A 19715-nucleotide genomic window follows, 5' to 3' on the forward strand; every position below is an offset into this window, starting at 1 on the left:
CCTGGTCGGACATCAGGAGGTTAGTGCAATGGCAAAAGCTAGCTTGACTGCGAGAGTGACGGCTCGAGCAGGTACGAAAGTAGGTCATAGTGATCCGGTGGTTCTGAATGGAAGGGCCATCGCTCAACGGATAAAAGGTACTCCGGGGATAACAGGCTGATACCGCCCAAGAGTTCATATCGACGGCGGTGTTTGGCACCTCGATGTCGGCTCATCACATCCTGGGGCTGAAGTAGGTCCCAAGGGTACGGCTGTTCGCCGTTTAAAGTGGTACGCGAGCTGGGTTTAGAACGTCGTGAGACAGTTCGGTCCCTATCTGCCATGGGCGTAGGAAAATTGAGAGGGTTTGCTTCTAGTACGAGAGGACCGAAGTGAACGCACCGCTGGTGTACGGGTTGTGATGCCAATTGCATTGCCCGGTAGCTACGTGCGGGATAGATAAGTGCTGAAAGCATCTAAGCACGAAACTAGCCTTGAGATGAGTTTTCCCAGATGAGAATCTGTAAGGTCCGTTTGAGACTAAGACGTAGATAGGTCAGGTGTGTAAGTGTAGTGATACATTGAGCTAACTGATACTAATGAACCGAGAGTCTTAACCTTACAACTCGGAGTTGTTTTGGTGCGCGAATAAAGAATATAAAACAGTTTGTTCCGGATTGGAGTTGGTGTGTTGTAGTTAACAGATAAATAACACATTGATGAAGAATAGAGAGAGTACAGGATATGTCTGGCGGTAATAGCGCGGTGGTCCCACCTGACCCCATGCCGAACTCAGAAGTGAAACGCCGTAGTGCCGATGGTAGTGTGGGTATTACCCATGTGAGAGTAGGGTGCCGCCAGACTTTTAAATTAAATAGTAGTAAAATACATACCAAATTCGGTGGAGCGGTAGTTCAGTTGGTTAGAATACCTGCCTGTCACGCAGGGGGTCGCGGGTTCGAGCCCCGTCCGTTCCGCCACCTTATTTAGGGGCGTAGTTCAATTGGTAGAGCACCGGTCTCCAAAACCGGGTGTTGGGAGTTCGAGACTCTCCGCCCCTGCCATATATCAATGATTTGCTTTAATTTTGACCAATCAGTTAAATCTATCTATATAAATCACAGAAAAATGTTTACAGATTAACTCAGTTAATTATAATTCCCGCCCAACTATGTATACAACAACCTAGAGGATAGAAAATGGCTGAGAGTTTTGTAAGTCAACAACGTTTTTTTGATAATAAAAATTATCCAAGAGGATTTTCTCGTCATGGTGATTTTACTATTAAAGAAGCTCAAATTTTAGAAAAATATGGTTGTGCCTTTAAAGATCTTGATGCAGAAACAAGAAAACCTACTACCGCAGAAGAGAAATCATTTGTTTCTGTGTGTAAAGGTAAAAAGGAAGCATCTACAGACTTTGAGAAAGTATGGCTTAAGTATCTTGCTAGTATAAATAAACCAAAACGTTTTCATACATTATCTGGAGGTAAACCTCAAGTTGATGTTAGTGATGATTTTGTTGATAATGACGACTAAACTTTTTTAGCCAATATTTTTGTGTAATTGAATTAGTAAACGATCCATAGAACGATAACTTAAAGCTTCTGAGAGATGTTTTCGTTCTATAGTTTCTGATAAATCTAAGTCCGCTATAGTACGCGATACTTTCAATATGCGATGCCATGCTCTAGCAGAAAGTCCTAATTTTATTAAAGCTTGTTCTAAATAATCACTATCGGCATCAGATAATTGACAATAAAGTTGAATTTCTTTCGACATTAATTGGCTATTTAGTTTCTTACCTCTTTTTAATTGTTTTTCTCTACTTTGTAAAACTCGCATTTTTATTGATTGTGTCGATTCAGATTGAATTGTTTTTTTGCTTAATGTTCCTTGTGGTAATAAAGGTACTTCGATAGAAAGATCAAATCTATCCAAAAATGGTCCTGAAAGTCGATTTAAATAGCGAATAATTTGTTGGGGAGTGGTGCGGTTATGTGTCCCTTGATAATGTCCTGTTGGACTTGGATTCATCGCTGCTATAAGTTGAAATTTAGCTGGAAACTTGATTTTAGCATTGGCTCTTGAAATAGTGATTTCGCCAGATTCAATCGGTTCTCGTAATGCATCTAAAACTTTACGATCAAATTCAGGTAATTCATCTAAAAAAAGAATACCATTATGTGCGAGAGATATTTCTCCTGGTTTAGGAAGACTACCACCACCAACGAGTGCCGCCGGGGATGAGCTGTGGTGAGGTGATCTAAAAGGTCGTTTACGCCAGTTCTTGATCGAACCATTTAAGCTAACTAAACTCGTTATTGCAGCACTTTCAAGTGCCTCGTTATCAGTTAAAGGAGGCAATAAAGAAGTTAAACGTGTTGCCAACATTGTTTTACCTGTTCCCGGTGGACCGATTAATAGTAAATTGTGGCCTCCAGCAGCAGCAATTTCTAAAGCCCTTTTGGCATGTTCTTGACCAATTACATCTTCTAAGTTAGCTTGTTGGTTCTCAGTATCTTGATATTCACGATATTCAACACTAGGCAAATTAAATTGTTTAAATAAATATTGACATAATTCAGATAAGTTATTAGTAATTAAAGTATTATTATCATGAATTAACGAAATTTCAGATTGATTTTCAGCAGCAATAATTAGTGTTCTATTTTTTCTTTTAGATGAAAGTGCAGCAGGAATCGCTCCTTTTACAGCTCTTATATCCCCTGAAAGTGCTAATTCACCTAAAAATTCGTATTGCGCTATATGTTCTGTTGGAATTTGTTCAGTTGCTGCGAGAATAGCAACAGCGATTGGCAGATCAAAACGACTCCCTTCTTTAGGTAAATCTGCAGGAGAAAGATTTACAGTAATTTTTTTGGAAGGAAACGTAAATCCACTATTAATAATGGCACTACGTACACGGTCTTTTGCTTCTTTAACCGTAGTTTCAGGCAAACCTACTAAAACAAAACCCGGTAAACCATTACTGATGTGGACTTCAACATTAATTTGCGGCGCCTGAATACCAAAGGAAGCTCTAGTGTAGATAATTGCAAGTGACATAATATGGATAATCTGTGTCTTTAAAATATTGGTATAATAATTTCCTTATACTAAGGAATAGATAAAATCTGTCACTCTTGAGAACAATCTTCCATTAAGAATTGTGATTTTGCAAAAATTAACAATTTTATTGATTAGCAAATAATTTTGTAATCAATAAAGATATAAAAAATAAACAAGTGTTAGTTAATACAACAGTAGGTCCCGTTGGTGTATCATAAATAAAAGAAAAGTATAAACCGCCAACAATTGATAGCATCCCTAATATTATTGCAATTAAAGCCATATTTTCAGGAGTTTTAGAATAATACTTTGCGGTAGCAGCTGGGATAATGAGTAATGATGTAATGATAAGTGCTCCTACAAACTTCATTGCTATACCAATTGTTAATGCTAACAAAAGGGTTAAAAGTAGTTTAGTAAATTGTATATTAATCCCATCACTAAAAGCCAATTCTTCACTGACAGTGATAAATAAAAAGTGATTCCAACGCCAAATTAATAAAAAGCCTATTACGAGTACACAACCAGCAATTTGATAAACTTCTGTCATGGTTACCGATAAAAGATCACCAAATAGATAACCCATTAAATCAACCCTAATATTTTTCATTAAACTAATCACGACTATGCCTAGTGATAATGCACTATGTGCCAAAATACCTAGTAATGTATCAATAGGAAGCTGTTTTTGAGATTCCAACCAAAGTAATCCGATAGCTAACATAAGAGTAACAAAAATTACCGCATAAAATAGATTAATATGTAGTAAGAAACCGAAAGCAATCCCTAATAAAGCCGCATGGGATAATGTATCGCCAAAATAAGACATTCTGCGCCAAACCACAAAAGTACCCAAAGGTCCAGTTACCATGGTTAAACATAATCCCGCTAATAATGAAGGTAATAATAGCTCAATCATTCTGCTTCCCTTGTTCTATATTAGGTAAAATAATGTGTTTTGCATTGTCATGAATATTTTTACAACAATCATGTTGATGGTTATGATGATGTTGATAAACAGCAATACTAGTAGCACCTTGTGGACCAAAAAGAGCAATAAACTCAGGATCATTCGATACAATAGCAGGGGTACCAGAACAGCAGATATGATGATTTAAACAAATGACTTCGTCGGTTTTGGCCATAACCAAATGAAGATCATGAGAAACCATCAGCACACCACAATTGAACTGAGTTCTCGCATTAGCAATTAGATCATATAATAGGATTTGACCATTAACATCCACACCTTGTGTAGGTTCATCAAGAATAAGTAATTGTGGGTGTTTAGCCAATGCTTGAGCAAGTAATACCCGTTGTAACTCGCCACCGGATAATTGATGCATAGATTTATTAAATAAATAATCAGCATTTACCATTGATAGTATACTGATGATATCGTTATCTTTTAGTAGCTTATTTAATTGCATAAAGCGTTTAACAGTAATGGGTAAAGTAGGATTTAAATTTATTGATTGAGGTACATAACCAATAGTTAAATAAGGAGCACGATTAATAGTTCCAGAAGTAAGCGGGATTAAACCTAGAATAACTTTAACCAAAGTTGATTTCCCGGCACCATTTGGTCCAATTAATGTAATAATTTGCTTAGGACTAACTGTTAATGAAATATCATCTAATATTTTTTGTTTATTGATTACAACACTAACATTATCAAGAGAAATTAATCGAGACACGGCAATGATAATCCTTGTTCATTTGTATGTTATGTTATATTATAACATATATAAATCATATTCCAGTACATTTCATAATCATTGGATAATAATGTGAAAAAATATATAGTCATTAATTTTAAACAACTAGTTCAGAAAATTATAATAAGTCTTTTATCTTTGGTAATCAGTGCGGTATTTTCACTTGCTAATGCTAACGTTATTTCGTCGGTAAAGCCGATAGGTTTTATTACTGAGGCTATAACGACCGGTGTTGTTGATACTGATGTTTTATTACCTGATGGTGCATCTCCGCATACCTATTTTTTAAAACCTTCAGACTTAGTTAAGCTTAAATCTGCTGAATTGGTTATTTGGGTTGGTGAAGATATGGAAACCTTTATGCCAACTGTTTTAAAAAATGTTGATAAACAAAAACAAATAGAATTAATGTCAGTACCAGAAATTGAAGTGTTACTGCAAACCGGTAATGAAAAACACGAAGACTCACATGATAATCATTCAGATTCTCATCATGGTGAATATGATGAACATATTTGGCTTTCACCCACAATAGCTAAAATTATTGCTAAAACCATTCATGATAAACTTATTACACTATATCCAGATAAAAAAGCTATAATTGACCAAAACCTAAACGAATTCACTTTAAAACTAGCCCAAACAGAACAAAACATTGCAAAAAAATTAATTAGCGTTCAAAATAAAGGGTATTTTGTGTTTCATGATGCTTACGGGTATTTTGAGTCACAGTTCGGATTAAAAAATCTAGGTAGTTTTACCATAAATCCAGCAGTACAGCCAGGTGTTCAAAAAATTTATGCTATTCAACAAGAGCTAATTGAACAAAAAGCTGTATGTGTTTTTAGAGAGCCGCAGTTTAGCCCTGCAATGATTGAAAAATTAGTGAGCGGAACCAATGTTCGCGTTGGAGAATTAAATCCATTAGGAACGGGTATTATTCTGACAAAAGATGCATATTCACAATTTTTATTAAAATTAACACAGCAACTGTTGGATTGTTTAGATAATAATTAGTTAAGGTTAATTTTGGCACAACAAATTAAATCCCCTAATGTTGAAAAAAATAATTTTAAAAATCCTTATTTTTCAGTATTAGGAGTCCTTGTCATTGTTATCTTATTCACCATTTTATGGCGTCCTCTTAATTTGGAACGCACGGTCTATGTTCCTTTAAATCCTCAAGCTGAAACAACAGTAACTGATAATCCGCGTTCTCCTGTAGTTGTAGGTGATGGTCAAATTGAAATGGTTGATAGTAAATCAGCCTCTAAGCAATTAACGGAATCATCTGATATTCCTGAAGATGAAATAGCTAAAGATGAACTTGATGATATCATTGATGATAAAGATAACACGGTACAATATACCATTTCTCGTGGTGATACTTTGCATGATATTTTGATACGTTATAATGTTAATAAAAATGATATTTATCAATTAACTACAAAATTCAAACAATTAGCAAATTTAAGAATAGGTCAACAAATTAGTTGGACTACTGATGATGCTCATAATTTACAAACTTTTAGTTGGACCATTTCAAGCAATAATATACGTATATATGAAAAATCAGGGGATAAATTTGTTGAAAGTTCAGAAACGGCAGATGGTGTTCCTCAAGATATAGTCATTAAAGGTGAAATTAAATCTAATTTTGTAGCAGATGCGCGTAAGAGCGGATTGACAAGTAGTGAAATAGGTATTATTACTCGAGCATTACAATGGCGATTAGATTTTAGACGTTTACAAATTGGTGATAAATTTTTGGTGTTATTATCACGAGAAATGCATGGTAAACGTTTATCTAATAGCCAATTATTAGGTGTTCGCATTAAAAATGGTAGCAAAGATTATTATGCAATTTTAGCTGATGATGGTAAGTATTATGATGTAAATGGTGCTAGCTTAGCGCAAAGTTTTGTGCGTTATCCACTATCAAAGCGTGCGCGTGTATCCTCAGGTTTTAATCCGCGCCGTTTACATCCAATAACTGGACAAGTAACCCCGCATAATGGTGTCGATTTTGCTGTATCGCGGGGGACGCCAGTTTTATCTGTTGGTAATGGTGAAGTGGTTATTGCTAAATATAGTGGATCAGCAGGTAATTATATTGCTATTCGGCATGGGCGCCAGTATATGACCACCTATATGCATTTAGATAAAATCTTAGTAAAACCTGGTCAACAAGTTAAGCAAGGGGATAAAATTGCCTTATCTGGGAATACCGGGCGTTCTACAGGGCCGCATTTACATTTCGAGTTACATATCAATAATAAACCAGTAAATCCATTAACTGCTAGTTTACCAATTTCGGAAGGTTTAACCGGTAAATCTAAAAATGCATTTATAGCAAAAGTTAAAAATATTAAATCACAGCTTAGCTTTTAATATTGTTTTTATTCAAACGTTAGCCTTACCTGAAATATCTTTACAAAAAGAACACAGATATATCGCATATAAATTGTGTTATTATAAGTCAGTTTATTATGAATATTGAATACTAGGTGTGGTTTGAAAAAGTCAACTAAATCAACTCAAAAAGACAAAAAAATAAAAAAACGGACACTCTCAAGACGATTGTGGTCACTATTATTTAAACTATTTCTAATTTTTGTTGCTGTAACAGTAGTGTACGGTATTTATCTTGATCAACAAATCAAAGAAAGAATTGATGGTAATGTTTGGGAATTACCGGCTGCTGTTTATGGACAAATTATTGATTTGGAACCTGATAGTGAATATAGCTTGAACGATATAGTAACAATGCTAGTCGGTGCGCAATATCGTCAGCAAGATACCAAAGCAACAAGGCCTGGTGAATTTATTGTTAGTAATGATAGTGTCGAAATTTATCGTCGCCCATTTACTTTCCCTGATGGTGAAGAACAAGCATTTCGCGTCAAAATTACCTTTTATGATAATCGTATTGACCGTATTACTAATTTAGATACGGGGCGCGATTTTGGATTACTTAAAATTGATCCTAAATTGATTACTATGATGCATTCACCTAATGGTGAGCAGCGATTATTTGTACCATTAAAAGAGTTTCCGGATTCGTTGCTACAAACATTGGTGGCAACGGAAGATAAAAGATTTTATGAACATCATGGTGTAAGTCTTTACTCTATTGGAAGAGCAATTTTTGTTAACTTAACTACTGGGCGAACAGAAGGGGGAAGTACCTTAACTCAGCAGACGGTTAAAAATCTCTTTTTAACTAATGAACGTAGCCTAAGCCGTAAAATACGTGAAGCTTATATGGCAATAATATTAGAGTCTCGTTATAGTAAAGAACGTATTTTAGAACTTTATTTGAATGAGGTGTATTTTGGTCAAGCTGGAAGTGAAGAGATCCATGGTTTTCCACTAGCAAGTCTTTATTATTTTGGTCGACCGGTAAACGAACTCACCTTAGATCAGCAAGCAGTACTAGTTGGTATGGTAAAAGGTGCTTCATTATATAATCCATGGACCCAGCCACAACAGGTTATTGAGCGCCGTAATGTAGTATTGAAGTTAGCTCAGCAACAAGGAATTATTGATGAAGAGTTATATAACTTATTAAGTCAACGTCCACTTTCAGTGTTACCTAAAGGGGGCGTTATTTCGCCGCAACCGGCATTTATGCAAGTTGTTCGTAGTGAATTGCGTAAACAATTAGGTGATCAAGCAGATCATCTTTCCGGGATGAAGATTTTTACCACATTTGATCCAGTAGCTCAATCTGCCGCAGAACAATCGGTAACCAACGAAATTGAAACCTTACGGAAATCAACGAATAAAGATTTACAAACGGCGATGGTGATTGTAAGTCGTGAAACTGGAGAAATAAGATCAATTATTGGTAGTGCCGAACCACGATATCCAGGCTATAACCGTGCATGGCTAACTCGGCGAGCGATTGGCTCGTTAGCTAAACCATCGACTTATTTAACAGCATTAGGACAACCAGATCGTTATCAACTAAATACTTGGCTCAATGATAATCCATTATCAATCAAACTTGATAATGGCAATTATTGGGAACCTAAAAACTTTGACCGCAAATATCGTGATCGGGTAATGTTAATTGATGCTTTAGCGCTTTCACTAAATGTTCCAACAGTTAATTTGGGCATGGCACTTGGGCTTGATGCTACTAAAAATACGCTACAAGCATTAGGAGTACCAGCTGATCGTATTCCTAATTTACCATCAAGATTACTGGGAGCTTTGGAATTAACACCACTAGAAACAGCGCAAATGTTCCAAACTATTAGTAATAATGGTCAACGTTCGCCATTAACAATTTTACGCTATGTATTAGATGAAAAAGGCGAGTTGGTATATCAAAATTATCCGCAGCAAATTCAGGCGGTTTCCCAACAGTCAGCTTACTTAACTACTTACGCAATGCAACAAGTAGTTGAGTCCGGTACCTCACGTTCATTAAAACCGAAATATGGTGTATTTAAATTAGCTGCTAAAACAGGTACTAGTAATGATTCGCGTGATAGTTGGTTTACGGGTATTGATGGTAAAAATGTTGCCGTAATTTGGATTGGACTTGATGATCATTCGCCAATGAAATTAACTGGGGCAACAGGGGCATTAAAAATTTATAGTGAATATTTACAAAATAATCCACCTAAAAAACTGACATTACCAGTGCCTCAAAATATTTATATGGTACCAATTGATAGTAATGGTCGCTGGCAATGTGATAGTGGGGCAGGACGAACTTTACCTGCGTGGACAATTAATCCGCAAAGTTTATGTTCTGGTAATAACCAATTGGTGCCTGGGCAACAAGCACCCACTTGGGTAACTGAAATGTTGAATAATTAAGTGAAAAACTATGCCTGAATTACCTGAAGTTGAAACGAGTCGACAAGGGATTTTACCTTATTTAAAGGGACAAACTATCCAACAAATCATCGTTAGACAACCTAAACTACGTTGGCCAATTGATAAAGCAATTACACAGGCTCAAGGTCAAGTCATTTTGGATGTAAAACGAAGGGCTAAATATTTGTTATTGCAATTGACCAACAATTGGATAGTTATTCATTTGGGTATGTCGGGTAGTTTGCGGATTTTATTAAATAAGCAAAAACCATCCAAACATGATCATGTAGATTTGGTATTAACTAATGGAGTCATACTTCGTTATACAGACCCAAGAAGGTTTGGTTGTTGGCTATGGACAGATTCAATTGATGATGTAACTCAGTTAAAACATTTAGGGCCTGAGCCGTTAAGTGCTGAATTTTCTGCTGAATATCTGCTAGAAAAAGCTAAAAAAAGTCATAAACCAATTAAAAGTTGGATTATGGATAATCATATTGTGGTGGGAGTAGGTAATATTTACGCCTCTGAATCACTTTTTATGGCTAGAATTAATCCAAACCGCAAAGTTAGTTCTTTACAATTAATTGAATTAGAAAATTTAGTTACAGCAATTAAGCTAGTACTTACTCAGTCAATAGAACAAGGCGGTACAACACTTAGGGATTTTTTACAATCGGATGGCAAACCTGGTTATTTTGCGCAACAATTGCAAGTTTATGGGCGAGTGGGTAAAAAATGCTTGGTTTGTTGTAGCGAAATCAAATCACAAAAAATAGGTCAACGAAATACTTTTTACTGTATTAATTGTCAAAAATAAATATCATTAGTTAATATTGCCCCTTGATTTATCTTCTTTTTATATAATAAATTGGCTTGTCTTATTCTGGTATTATTAATAATCAATGTCCTACTCCTCATAAAAAATCTTTACAAATACTTTAAACCTTTCTTAAATCGGATTAGTATAGTCGAAAATTTATTCTGATTATTTATTATTCTTAATAATTTCATTTCGATTAAAATTATAAATATTAGAAAATCTTTTTGTTTTAAAGAGTATGGACTTGTTATACGATATCGGCTATCTTTCTTGCTGTAAAAATATTTATTTTTTTGGGAGATCTAATATGTGGCACAAATTAGTGATAACATATTAATTATAAAAATTTTTATCTTTTTCGTTATTAAATATTTAGATTTATTCTAACGTAATATTTTCGTTTTTTATTAAGGAATTTAAGATGATCAAATTTGCTTCTCGCTTTTTGATGACTTTGTTTATTTTATTTTACACTATAGTTAGTAATGCTGAAGTACATATTGTTATTACTGATGGTGTTAGTTCTGCTAAACCAATTGCAGTTGTACCATTTAGATGGACTGGATCTGGTGAACCACCGCAAATGATAGAAGAAATTGTGGCGTCAGATCTTCGTAATAGTGGTAAATTTAATCCTATCGATGTTAGTAGCATGCCGCAAAAACCAACTACCGCTTCTGAAGTTACCCCTGTGGTGTGGAATAAACTCGGTATCTCTGCCGTGGTTGTTGGAAGTATACAACCTGACGCTTCAGGCAAATATCTTATCACTTATCAATTAGTTGATACTGTAAGTCGTCCGGGAGCGGTTTTAGCACAAAATCAATTTTCTATTGACAAACGTTGGGTACGTTATGCTGCTCATACAGCCAGTGATGAAATTTTTGAATCTCTAACTGGTATTCGTGGGGCATTTCGAACTCGAATTGCCTATGTGGTTAAAACTAAAGGACCATTTACCCATGAACTTCGGGTTTCAGATTATGATGGTTATGATCAAATGACAGTACATCGTTCCAAAGAACCTTTAATGTCACCTACTTGGTCACCTGATGGTAAAAAATTGGCATATGTAACTTTTGAAGGTGGACATTCTTCATTAGTTTTAAAAACATTAGATAGTGGATCTGTTGAAACGATTGCTTCTTTTCCACAACATAATGGTGCTCCAGCGTTTTCTCCTGATGGCAGTAAATTAGCCTTTGCTTTATCGAAAGGTGGAAGTTTAAATTTATATATGATGAATTTGAGTTCTAAAAAAATTACTCAAATAACCTCGGATCGTAGTAATGATACCGAACCATCTTGGATGCCAGATAATCAAACAATTGTTTACACATCAGATCAGGCTGGTCGACCACAATTATATAGTATAAATATTAATGGTGGATCACCACAAAGATTAACATGGGATAATACCCAAAATCAAAATGCTCGGGTTTCACCTGATGGTTCTTTTATTGCTATGATCTCAACCAACAATGGTGAACAACATATTACCCGTTATGATGTGTCAACCAATACTTATCAACGTTTGACCGACACATTTTTAGATGAAACCCCAAGTATTGCACCAAATGGTACTATGATTATTTATAGTTCATCACAAGGATTAGGGACAATATTGAATCTGGTTTCAACAGATGGGAACTTTAAAGCTAAGTTGCCAGCGTCTGATGGGCAGGTAAAATTCCCTGCTTGGTCACCATATTTGTAAGGAGTGCTTAAAATATAATCAATATTATTAATATTAAAATTGTGCAAAACGAAAGGTCGTTATAATATATACTGCTAATCTTCCTAATCGATAACACAAAGTGTGTTACCTGAAGTTGGTTAGATGTATAATAAAATATAAGTAATAATTTATTCAAACATAAAGGAGTTAATACAATGCAATTTTCTAAATTTATTAAAGTAGCTGCGGTTGCTTTACCATTAATCGCTGTAACAGCTTGTTCTTCTCATAGCAAGAACAATATGAATGGTAATGCAAATGGTTCTTTAACCCAAGCAGAACAAGAAATGCTTCAAAAACTACAACAAATGAATACAGTATATTTTGACTTTGATAAATATAATGTTAAACCAGATTATACAAGAATGTTAGATGCTCATGCTGAGTTTTTACGTGCACATTCTTTCTTAAGAGTAGTTATTGAAGGTCATGCCGATGAACGCGGTACTCCAGAATATAACATCGCTTTAGGTGAACGTCGTGCTTCTGCTGTTAAATCATACCTACAAGGTAATGGTGTTTCATCAGATCAAATGTCAATCGTTTCTTACGGTAAGGAAAAACCTGCTGTATTAGGACATGATGAAGCAGCATATGCTAAAAACCGTCGTGCAGTAGTTACATATTAATTTATGTCTTATAGCGGCTGATTATTCAGCCGTTTATTTTTTAAGTTCACGTTCGAGTCTTATAATATGTATAAAAAAACTCTCTCATTGTTCTTATTTCTTCTGTTTACATGTTATGGTTGTGCAGCTGGTAGTTCTGAAATAGATAGAACTGTGCAAGCTCAAGGGCAATTATTAATTCAAAATCAACAAAAAATTAGTGATTTACAATCTGATGTTGATGCGCTACGAGGGCAGTTAGAAGAAACTAAATATCAACTCAATCAAACGATTGAACGTCAAAAAATGATATTGCAACAAATGGCGAATGGTTCAGGGTTTACTTCAAGTACTAATTCTAATTCAACTACTGATGATTCAACTACATCAACCTCTGATTCAACTGCAATTCAGTCATCATCATCTTCATCGGCCGATTTAACTGGCTGGACAACATCTGGTAATGATAAAAATGATTATAATTACATTATGCAGTTTGTCGGTGATAGTAAACAGAGTAATGAATCAATTGTTGCTTTCCAAAAGTTTTTACAAACCTACCCAAAGTCTAGTTACCGAGCCAATGCTAACTATTGGCTTGGTCAATTATTTTATAAACAAGGTAAAAAAGATGATGCCTCATTTTATTATGCCACTGTAGTAAAAGACTTTTCATCCTCACCTAAAGCTGCTGACAGCCTGTATAAAGTAGGCCTAATTCTATTAGATAAAGGTGACAAAAAAAGTGCTAAAGCAGTATTTCAACAAGTCGTCAATAAATATGCTAATGACAAAAATGCCGTTGATTTAGCAAACAAAAAATTAGCATCACTTTAATAATGTGTATAAATATCCATCTGTTGAAAAAAAATAGACAGAAAAGGGTTGCGCTGTTTGGCAATTATAAGTAGTATAGCAACCCGAAATTGCTTGTACCCTTAAATCAATAAGCGTACCGTAATTATCGTTCAAAATGGGTTGTTAGCTCAGTCGGTAGAGCAGCGGACTTTTAATCCGTTTGTCGAGCGTTCGAATCGCTCACGACCCACCACTTTCTTTTTTATTACTCTTATTTCCATTTAAAAATCCTTAAGCTAATTCCGTTTTTAAAACACTGGTAATGATTTTAAATCTAAGTTTATTGAAAAAAACATGGTGATTTAAAAGAATAATTTGTAGACTATGCCTCAGTATTTGTTTTAGGTTGTATATATGAATCTTCTAAAATCCTTAGCGGCAATTAGTTCAATGACTATGGTTTCACGCGTATTAGGTTTCGTGCGTGATGCCATCATTGCTCGTTTTTTTGGAGCAGGAATGGCAACCGATGCTTTTTTTGTTGCTTTTAAGTTGCCTAATTTACTCAGACGTATTTTCGCTGAAGGTGCTTTTTCTCAAGCATTTGTGCCGATTTTAGCTGAATATAAAAATCAACAAGGTATTGAAGCTACACGAACTTTTGTTGCTTATGTGGCTGGTTTATTAACCTTAGTTTTGGCTATAGTTACTTTAATAGGTGTGGTTACTGCTCCTATTATAATTATGCTGACGGCGCCAGGGTTTTTACAAGAATCGGCGGGGAAATTTGAGCTGGCTACTAACTTATTGCAAATAACTTTCCCATATATCTTTTTTATTTCACTCGCTTCTCTGGCAGGAGCGATTTTAAATACTTGGAATCGTTTTTCAGTACCAGCATTTGTACCAACCTTGCTTAATCTAAGCATGATTGTATTTACATTATTTTTAACACCTTACTTCAATCCACCAGTCATGGCATTGGCAGTTTCTGTCGGGGTCGGGGGTATTTTACAATTGCTTTATCAACTTCCTTATTTGAAAAAAATTGGCATGTTGGTGTTACCGCGGATTAGTTTTAAAGATAGTGGGGTTTGGCGAGTATTAAAGCAAATGGGACCTGCTATTTTGGGTGTATCAGTTGGTCAAATTTCGCTGATTATTAACACCATTTTTGCTTCTTTCTTAATTTCAGGTTCGGTATCTTGGATGTATTATGCCGATCGCCTAATGGAGTTTCCTGCTGGAGTGCTGGGAGTAGCCTTAGGAACTATTTTGCTGCCATCGTTAGCTAAGAGTTTTGCCAAAGGTGATCATAAACAATATTCAGAACTGCTTGATTGGGGATTGCGACTCTGTTTTTTATTAGCCTTACCAAGTACAGTAGCCTTAGGGGTAATATCTCGCCCATTAATCTCAACATTGTTTGAGTATGGACAATTTACTTTAAATGATACTTTAATGACGCAACGTGCTCTAGTTGCCTATTCGATTGGTTTACTTGGTTTGATTTTGATTAAAGTATTAGCTCCGGCATTTTATTCTCGCCAAGATATTAAAACACCAGTAAAAATTGCTATTTTTACTTTACTGTTAACACAATTAATGAATCTTGCTTTTATTGGTCCATTAAAACATGCGGGTCTTTCACTATCAATAGGCCTTGCTGCTTGCTTTAATGCCGGATTATTGTTTTGGCAACTACGTAGGAAGCAACTTTACCAACCACAGTCAGGATGGCGAGGATTCTTAATTAAAGTAATGGTGGCAGTTTTACTAATGTCTATGGCGTTATGGTGTGGTGCCCAGTGGCTACCTGATTGGTCAACAGGGTCAATGTTAATACGAGTTATTCGCTTATTGCTATTAGTTATTGTGGGTATTACGGTTTATTTTGGCTCACTTATTGTGATGGGTTTTAAAATTAAACATTTTATTAAACGTATTGAATAAAAGGATGTATGTCAAGATGTTTCCTGAGAACTATACGTTTCAGTATAAAATCCTTAATAAAAAGGAAAGTTAAATGCAAAAATTATCCTTTTTTAAACTGCCTTTTATTTTTGTGGTTTTACTGACTATTTCGAAATTATTGGTCACAATGATCGGTTTTATTATCATTTTTTGGGATGTGCTTGATAATTACTCTTATTTGTGGTCAATAGGAAGGGATTATATTGTATTTCAGCTATTTTATTTAATTCCCGATTGTTTGCTATTTTTTGTAGTTGCTTCTATTGCGTTATATCGAATAAATATTCATATTATCACATTAAAAAATATTGGTTTATTAGTGATTAATATATTTTTTATTAATGTGTTGGGTTTCTTGTTAGATAAATGCCAGCAAATAGCTTATGTGTATATATTGGACGACATTATTGATTCTGTTTTAAAGTCATTTATTTTTATACAGATAATTGTTGTTTTTACCTTATTATATTTTAGTTTAGCTAGTTTGTTGACATATTATTATATTAAACTTTTTGGAGATTGGTTTGATAAAAGTAAACAAGCTTTTGAGTTAACCCAATACAATAGCCCAAAAATTCACTTTATTTTATTCCTAGCGTTTTTCTTTTTCCTTTTTATTATGTTTGCTTCTTTTTTGAAAAGATTAAATATACAACTAAACGAACAGAATTTTCATTTTTCATATTGGTCAAATTTGTTGTTACCATTGATTATTTATTTAATTAATTTTTTAATAGTTATATTTTTAACCAAAAATCTGTTTAAACGTACTTTTGTAGTATTGCAATCAGATAGAATCATTAAAAGCGCTACTGTAATTAATGTCCTAATATTATTAATAAATATTATTTTATGGGTAATTCAATTTAATACATATTATTTTATTAGTTGGTTTGATAATATTGATACAGTTTTCATGTTGTTGTCACCAACTTTTACTTTCCTGTTATCATTGGTTTTATCTTGTTTAATTATACGCTATGTGACCAAATACTATTTTGCAAATCCACCAAGAGGTTAGGCATACTTCTATTGTTATAATTCAATAGTCCTGGTTTTTAAAAAATTACAGATCTCTTGTTGAGACTTTAACATTCTAATATCTTGGAGTAATTCTGAAGCTTGAGCATAATATTGTTTCAAATAGATAAGCCACTGTTTAATACGCGCAGAATGATAAAGCGGTTTAACATTAGCAATTGGTGTTGTGGCGTAGCGCATTAGTATTTGCATTACTGCTTGCCAATTTAAAGCTGGCTGAGAAAAACGAACCATATTAGCTAAGTTGGGAATATTTAAAATACCACGACCAAGCATAATATGATTAGTTTGACTTTGATTAATACAATTTTGGGCATCTAATACTGAAAAAATCTCACCATTGGCGATAACTGGAATTGATAGGCGATGTTTAATTAGTCCAATAGTATGCCAATCAATTTTATCGGCCTTGTAACCGTCTTGTTTAGTTCGACCATGAATTACAATTTCGTTTGCTCCAGCTAATTGGATGGCATCAGCAATTTCAAAGCACAGTGATTTGTCATCCCAACCTAAACGAATTTTTACTGATAATATATTAGTATTGGTAATCGCTCGTCGTACTTGTTTAACAATATTAAATATCTGGTCAGGGTGTTTTAATAAAAAAGCCCCACCTTGGCTGCCGACTACGGTTTTTGCCGGGCAACCAAAGTTAATATCTACGCCAAATGATCCTAATTCAATAGCTCTAACTGCATTTTCTGCCATCCACTCGGGTGATTGTCCAAGAAGTTGTACCCGAACTGGTGTACCGGATTTAGTTTTACCCTGATTATACAATTCTGGACAAAGTCGATAAAAAGTTCGTTGGGATAATTTATGATGGGTAACCCTTATAAATTCGGTAACACAATAATCAAATTGATTAATTTCAGTTAAGATTTGCCTTACGTGATAGTCAAGTACGCCTTCCATTGGGGCTAAGATAATTCTTTCCAGTGACATTAAGTTACCTTGTGTAAGTCTTTACTACCACATACGGGGCAATTAGCTTGTTTAATTATAGTTACCGGATTAAATTGCATGTTCATCGTATCTACCATGAGTAAACGTCCAACCAATGGCTGCCCATAATTGGTTAATACTTTTATAGCTTCCAATGCTTGCATTGAACCAAACATACCCACTAACGGAGCCATGACTCCAGCTTCCACACAAGTAAGTTGATCTTGACCAAATAATCGACTCAAACAATGATAACAAGGTTCATCATTTTGATAAGTAAACACCGTTAATAACCCTTCCATACGAATAGCCGCGCCGGAAACTAATGTTTTTTTTACAGCAAAACAACAGCGGTTAATTTGTTCACGAGTTGTTAAATTGTCAGTGCAATCAATCACAATATTATGTTGTTCAATAAGTGATGTTAGCTCAATATCATCAAGTTGTTGATTAACTGTTTCAATAACCGTATCGGCATTGATATTAGTTAATGCTTGTTTAGCTTGAGTGACTTTATATTGATTTATAGATTTTTCAGTATATAAAATTTGTCGGTTTAAATTGGATTTTGATACAGTATCAAAATCAATCAATGTTAGTTTGCCTATTCCCGCAGCGGTTAAATAGAGTGAAGCTGAACAACCTAGCCCCCCCAAACCAATAATAAGCGCTGAACTGTTTTTCAGTATTTGTTGTTTATCAATATCAAATCCACGTAAGGTAATTTGCCTATCATAACGCAGGAGTTCTTGATCACTAAGTTCTTGCATGGGGATGATTTCAGTTATTAATAATTGATATATATTATAACAGAAACTTGGCACACCAAAGTGCCAAGCTATTAGGATTATTTATCAAAGCCAGCTAAAAAAGCTAAATATTCTTCTTTAGTCATTAATGGTTTGTAGTTTGACATAAGTGTTTTTGCTTGGTGGGCATCAGCATAAAGTAAATCTATAATAGTACACGCCATCATTTGCGCAGGGCGGATATAGGCCATATCTTCATCAAATACTTTATAGTCTTTACCATGCAACACACCTCGAATAGAACCGATCCATGGATGACTAACAGGCATAATATGGGATAAATCACCAGTATCAGTGCTCGCAGTCATATGTGGAGCAACCCAGACGTTCTCTTTACCTATTAGATCCCCAGCATTATTTTGTAATAGATCATTAAGTGTAGGATTGTTTTGTAATGGCAAATAGCCGGGTAAATCTTTAATTTCACAAGTTGCTCCCACAGCCATAGCACCAGCTTTAAGTGCTCGATTAATTCGTTCATTAGCATCAATCATAGCTGTGACATTACCCGCACGCACATAACTTTCCATTCTAACATCACTAGGCACTACATTAACTAAATCGCCACCTTGAGTAATAATCGGATGGAATCTAATATAATCCTTTTCTTGAAATGTTTCGCGGATGGCATGTACACCCATAATTCCCATCATAGCTGCGTTTAAGGCGTTTATACCTGCATGAGGTGCGGCAGCTGCATGTGCGGCTTCACCTTTATAATTTATTAACTTACCTATAAAACCATTACTAGTGGTTGATATCTCAATAAAACCATTAGCACGTTCTTTAGGAACACTGGTTAAGTGAATTTGTAATGCCATATCAATATCATCAAATTCACCTCGAGAAATTAGTTCGGGCTTACCGCCGATATATTTGATTTTACCTTCTTCTATCAAGCGATTACGGTAGGTTATTTCAACATACTCTTCAGCAGGCACGGCAAAGGGCACTACATCACCAGCTAAATATTGCATCGCTCCAGAATCAAGTAGCCCCATGGTTACGGCCATCATATTAGCAATCTGGGCATTATGACCACAGCAATGCGCTGCACCGGTTAAATCATCAGCAGCAGGATGGTCGGCGCAAATAATGGCATCTAGTTCACCAATAACAGCCACACTATATTTACTCCCTTTACCACCTTTTAAGCGACCTTTAACTCCGGTTAAAGCCAATTTATTTTTAAAAGGTACCCCAAGTTTATTAAAAGCATCTTCTACTTTTTTAGCGGTTTTCGTTTCTTTGTAACCGAGTTCAGGTTCAGCCCATATTGCTGCCGCAATCGATTTAATATCTGCTTTTCGATCTTCAATTGCTTGGCAAACCTGTTTTTTTAGTTCTTCTTTTGTCATAGTTAATCCTCATATAC

At 35.0% G+C, this 19715-nt stretch carries 16 protein-coding genes, 3 tRNA genes and 2 rRNA genes; 15 read left to right on the forward strand and 6 right to left on the reverse strand.

Annotation, left to right across the window (positions count from 1 at the left end; genetic code table 11):
• The 5 genes from A9G13_RS04260 to A9G13_RS04280 form a co-directional block, all read left to right on the forward strand.
• Window positions 1-600 (forward strand): 23S ribosomal RNA (locus A9G13_RS04260); the annotation flags it as partial.
• 126 nt (window positions 601-726) lie between these two features.
• Window positions 727-842 (forward strand): 5S ribosomal RNA (gene rrf, locus A9G13_RS04265).
• A gap of 40 nt (window positions 843-882) precedes the next feature.
• Window positions 883-959: transfer RNA gene (locus A9G13_RS04270), tRNA-Asp, on the forward strand.
• 8 nt (window positions 960-967) lie between these two features.
• A tRNA-Trp gene (locus A9G13_RS04275) sits at window positions 968-1043 on the forward strand.
• A 135-nt stretch (window positions 1044-1178) separates the two neighbouring features.
• Complete coding sequence (locus tag A9G13_RS04280) at window positions 1179-1517, forward strand: DUF413 domain-containing protein (RefSeq protein ID WP_065556391.1); 339 nt, start codon at window positions 1179-1181, stop codon at window positions 1515-1517.
• A 6-nt stretch (window positions 1518-1523) separates the two neighbouring features.
• On the opposite strand, the gene A9G13_RS04285 is transcribed toward A9G13_RS04280, so the two are convergent.
• From A9G13_RS04285 to znuC, 3 genes are all read right to left on the reverse strand, one after another.
• Window positions 1524-3047, reverse strand: a complete 1524-nt coding sequence (locus A9G13_RS04285) for a YifB family Mg chelatase-like AAA ATPase (RefSeq protein ID WP_065556392.1) — start codon at window positions 3045-3047, stop codon at window positions 1524-1526.
• A 127-nt stretch (window positions 3048-3174) separates the two neighbouring features.
• Entirely contained in the window at window positions 3175-3969 is a 795-nt protein-coding gene (gene znuB / locus A9G13_RS04290) for a zinc ABC transporter permease subunit ZnuB (RefSeq protein WP_065556393.1), read from the reverse strand.
• Entirely contained in the window at window positions 3962-4747 is a 786-nt protein-coding gene (znuC, locus tag A9G13_RS04295; protein ID WP_065556394.1) for a zinc ABC transporter ATP-binding protein ZnuC, read from the reverse strand. The genes znuB and znuC overlap by 8 nt, the downstream gene beginning before the upstream one ends.
• A gap of 93 nt (window positions 4748-4840) precedes the next feature.
• Here znuC and znuA point away from each other — a divergent pair, with 93 nt between their 5' ends.
• The 10 genes from znuA to A9G13_RS04345 all read left to right on the forward strand — a co-directional run bounded on the left by znuA (window position 4841) and on the right by A9G13_RS04345 (window position 16563).
• The gene (gene znuA, locus A9G13_RS04300; protein ID WP_218059150.1) at window positions 4841-5785 is read left to right on the forward strand and encodes a zinc ABC transporter substrate-binding protein ZnuA; all 945 of its coding nucleotides are present in this window, start codon (window positions 4841-4843) and stop codon (window positions 5783-5785) included.
• 12 nt (window positions 5786-5797) lie between these two features.
• Complete coding sequence (mepM, locus tag A9G13_RS04305) at window positions 5798-7159, forward strand: murein DD-endopeptidase MepM (protein ID WP_065556395.1); 1362 nt, start codon at window positions 5798-5800, stop codon at window positions 7157-7159.
• 123 nt (window positions 7160-7282) lie between these two features.
• The gene (gene mrcB, locus A9G13_RS04310) at window positions 7283-9601 is read left to right on the forward strand and encodes a bifunctional glycosyl transferase/transpeptidase (protein ID WP_065556396.1); all 2319 of its coding nucleotides are present in this window, start codon (window positions 7283-7285) and stop codon (window positions 9599-9601) included.
• Between the two features lie 10 nt (window positions 9602-9611).
• Window positions 9612-10421, forward strand: a complete 810-nt coding sequence (mutM, locus tag A9G13_RS04315) for a bifunctional DNA-formamidopyrimidine glycosylase/DNA-(apurinic or apyrimidinic site) lyase (protein WP_065556397.1) — start codon at window positions 9612-9614, stop codon at window positions 10419-10421.
• Window positions 10422-10848: 427 nt separating this feature from the next.
• Window positions 10849-12141 carry a Tol-Pal system beta propeller repeat protein TolB gene (gene tolB, locus A9G13_RS04320; RefSeq protein ID WP_065557073.1) on the forward strand — a complete coding sequence of 431 codons (1293 nt, stop codon included), beginning with the start codon at window positions 10849-10851 and terminating at the stop codon, window positions 12139-12141.
• Window positions 12142-12317: 176 nt separating this feature from the next.
• A complete protein-coding gene (pal, locus tag A9G13_RS04325; RefSeq protein WP_065556398.1) occupies window positions 12318-12791 on the forward strand; it encodes a peptidoglycan-associated lipoprotein Pal in 474 nt (157 codons plus the stop codon).
• Window positions 12792-12857: 66 nt separating this feature from the next.
• Complete coding sequence (gene ybgF, locus A9G13_RS04330) at window positions 12858-13607, forward strand: tol-pal system protein YbgF (RefSeq protein ID WP_065556399.1); 750 nt, start codon at window positions 12858-12860, stop codon at window positions 13605-13607.
• Between the two features lie 138 nt (window positions 13608-13745).
• Window positions 13746-13821: transfer RNA gene (locus A9G13_RS04335), tRNA-Lys, on the forward strand.
• A 161-nt stretch (window positions 13822-13982) separates the two neighbouring features.
• Window positions 13983-15521 (forward strand): murein biosynthesis integral membrane protein MurJ, encoded by a 1539-nt coding sequence (murJ, locus tag A9G13_RS04340; RefSeq protein WP_065556400.1) that lies wholly within the window; start codon window positions 13983-13985, stop codon window positions 15519-15521.
• A gap of 73 nt (window positions 15522-15594) precedes the next feature.
• The gene (locus tag A9G13_RS04345) at window positions 15595-16563 is read left to right on the forward strand and encodes a hypothetical protein (RefSeq protein ID WP_065556401.1); all 969 of its coding nucleotides are present in this window, start codon (window positions 15595-15597) and stop codon (window positions 16561-16563) included.
• Window positions 16564-16577: 14 nt separating this feature from the next.
• On the opposite strand, the gene dusC is transcribed toward A9G13_RS04345, so the two are convergent.
• The 3 genes from dusC to A9G13_RS04360 all read right to left on the reverse strand — a co-directional run bounded on the left by dusC (window position 16578) and on the right by A9G13_RS04360 (window position 19698).
• On the reverse strand, window positions 16578-17531 hold the full coding sequence (gene dusC, locus A9G13_RS04350; RefSeq protein WP_065556402.1) for a tRNA dihydrouridine(16) synthase DusC: 954 nt from the start codon (window positions 17529-17531) through the stop codon (window positions 16578-16580).
• The gene (locus tag A9G13_RS04355; RefSeq protein ID WP_065557074.1) at window positions 17531-18301 is read right to left on the reverse strand and encodes a molybdopterin-synthase adenylyltransferase MoeB; all 771 of its coding nucleotides are present in this window, start codon (window positions 18299-18301) and stop codon (window positions 17531-17533) included. Before A9G13_RS04355 ends, dusC begins: the two co-directional genes overlap by 1 nt.
• Window positions 18302-18378: 77 nt before the next feature.
• Window positions 18379-19698: an amidohydrolase gene (locus tag A9G13_RS04360; protein ID WP_065556403.1), complete on the reverse strand. Its 1320-nt coding sequence runs from the start codon at window positions 19696-19698 to the stop codon at window positions 18379-18381.
• Between the last annotated feature and the right edge of the window lie 17 nt (window positions 19699-19715).

This window comes from Gilliamella sp. wkB178, from assembly GCF_001690705.1.
GTDB classification, from domain to species: domain Bacteria; phylum Pseudomonadota; class Gammaproteobacteria; order Enterobacterales; family Orbaceae; genus Gilliamella; species Gilliamella apicola_K.

Coding starts and splice junctions, on each gene's coding strand:
- dusC (WP_065556402.1), bottom strand. CDS start 17,531: ATGTCACTGGAAAGAATTATCTTAGCCCCAATGGAAGGCGTACTTGAC.
- A9G13_RS04360 (WP_065556403.1), bottom strand. CDS start 19,698: ATGACAAAAGAAGAACTAAAAAAACAGGTTTGCCAAGCAATTGAAGAT.
- znuB (WP_065556393.1), bottom strand. CDS start 3,969: ATGATTGAGCTATTATTACCTTCATTATTAGCGGGATTATGTTTAACC.
- pal (WP_065556398.1), top strand. CDS start 12,318: ATGCAATTTTCTAAATTTATTAAAGTAGCTGCGGTTGCTTTACCATTA.
- ybgF (WP_065556399.1), top strand. CDS start 12,858: ATGTATAAAAAAACTCTCTCATTGTTCTTATTTCTTCTGTTTACATGT.
- murJ (WP_065556400.1), top strand. CDS start 13,983: ATGAATCTTCTAAAATCCTTAGCGGCAATTAGTTCAATGACTATGGTT.
- A9G13_RS04345 (WP_065556401.1), top strand. CDS start 15,595: ATGCAAAAATTATCCTTTTTTAAACTGCCTTTTATTTTTGTGGTTTTA.
- A9G13_RS04280 (WP_065556391.1), top strand. CDS start 1,179: ATGGCTGAGAGTTTTGTAAGTCAACAACGTTTTTTTGATAATAAAAAT.
- A9G13_RS04285 (WP_065556392.1), bottom strand. CDS start 3,047: ATGTCACTTGCAATTATCTACACTAGAGCTTCCTTTGGTATTCAGGCG.
- mutM (WP_065556397.1), top strand. CDS start 9,612: ATGCCTGAATTACCTGAAGTTGAAACGAGTCGACAAGGGATTTTACCT.
- A9G13_RS04355 (WP_065557074.1), bottom strand. CDS start 18,301: ATGCAAGAACTTAGTGATCAAGAACTCCTGCGTTATGATAGGCAAATT.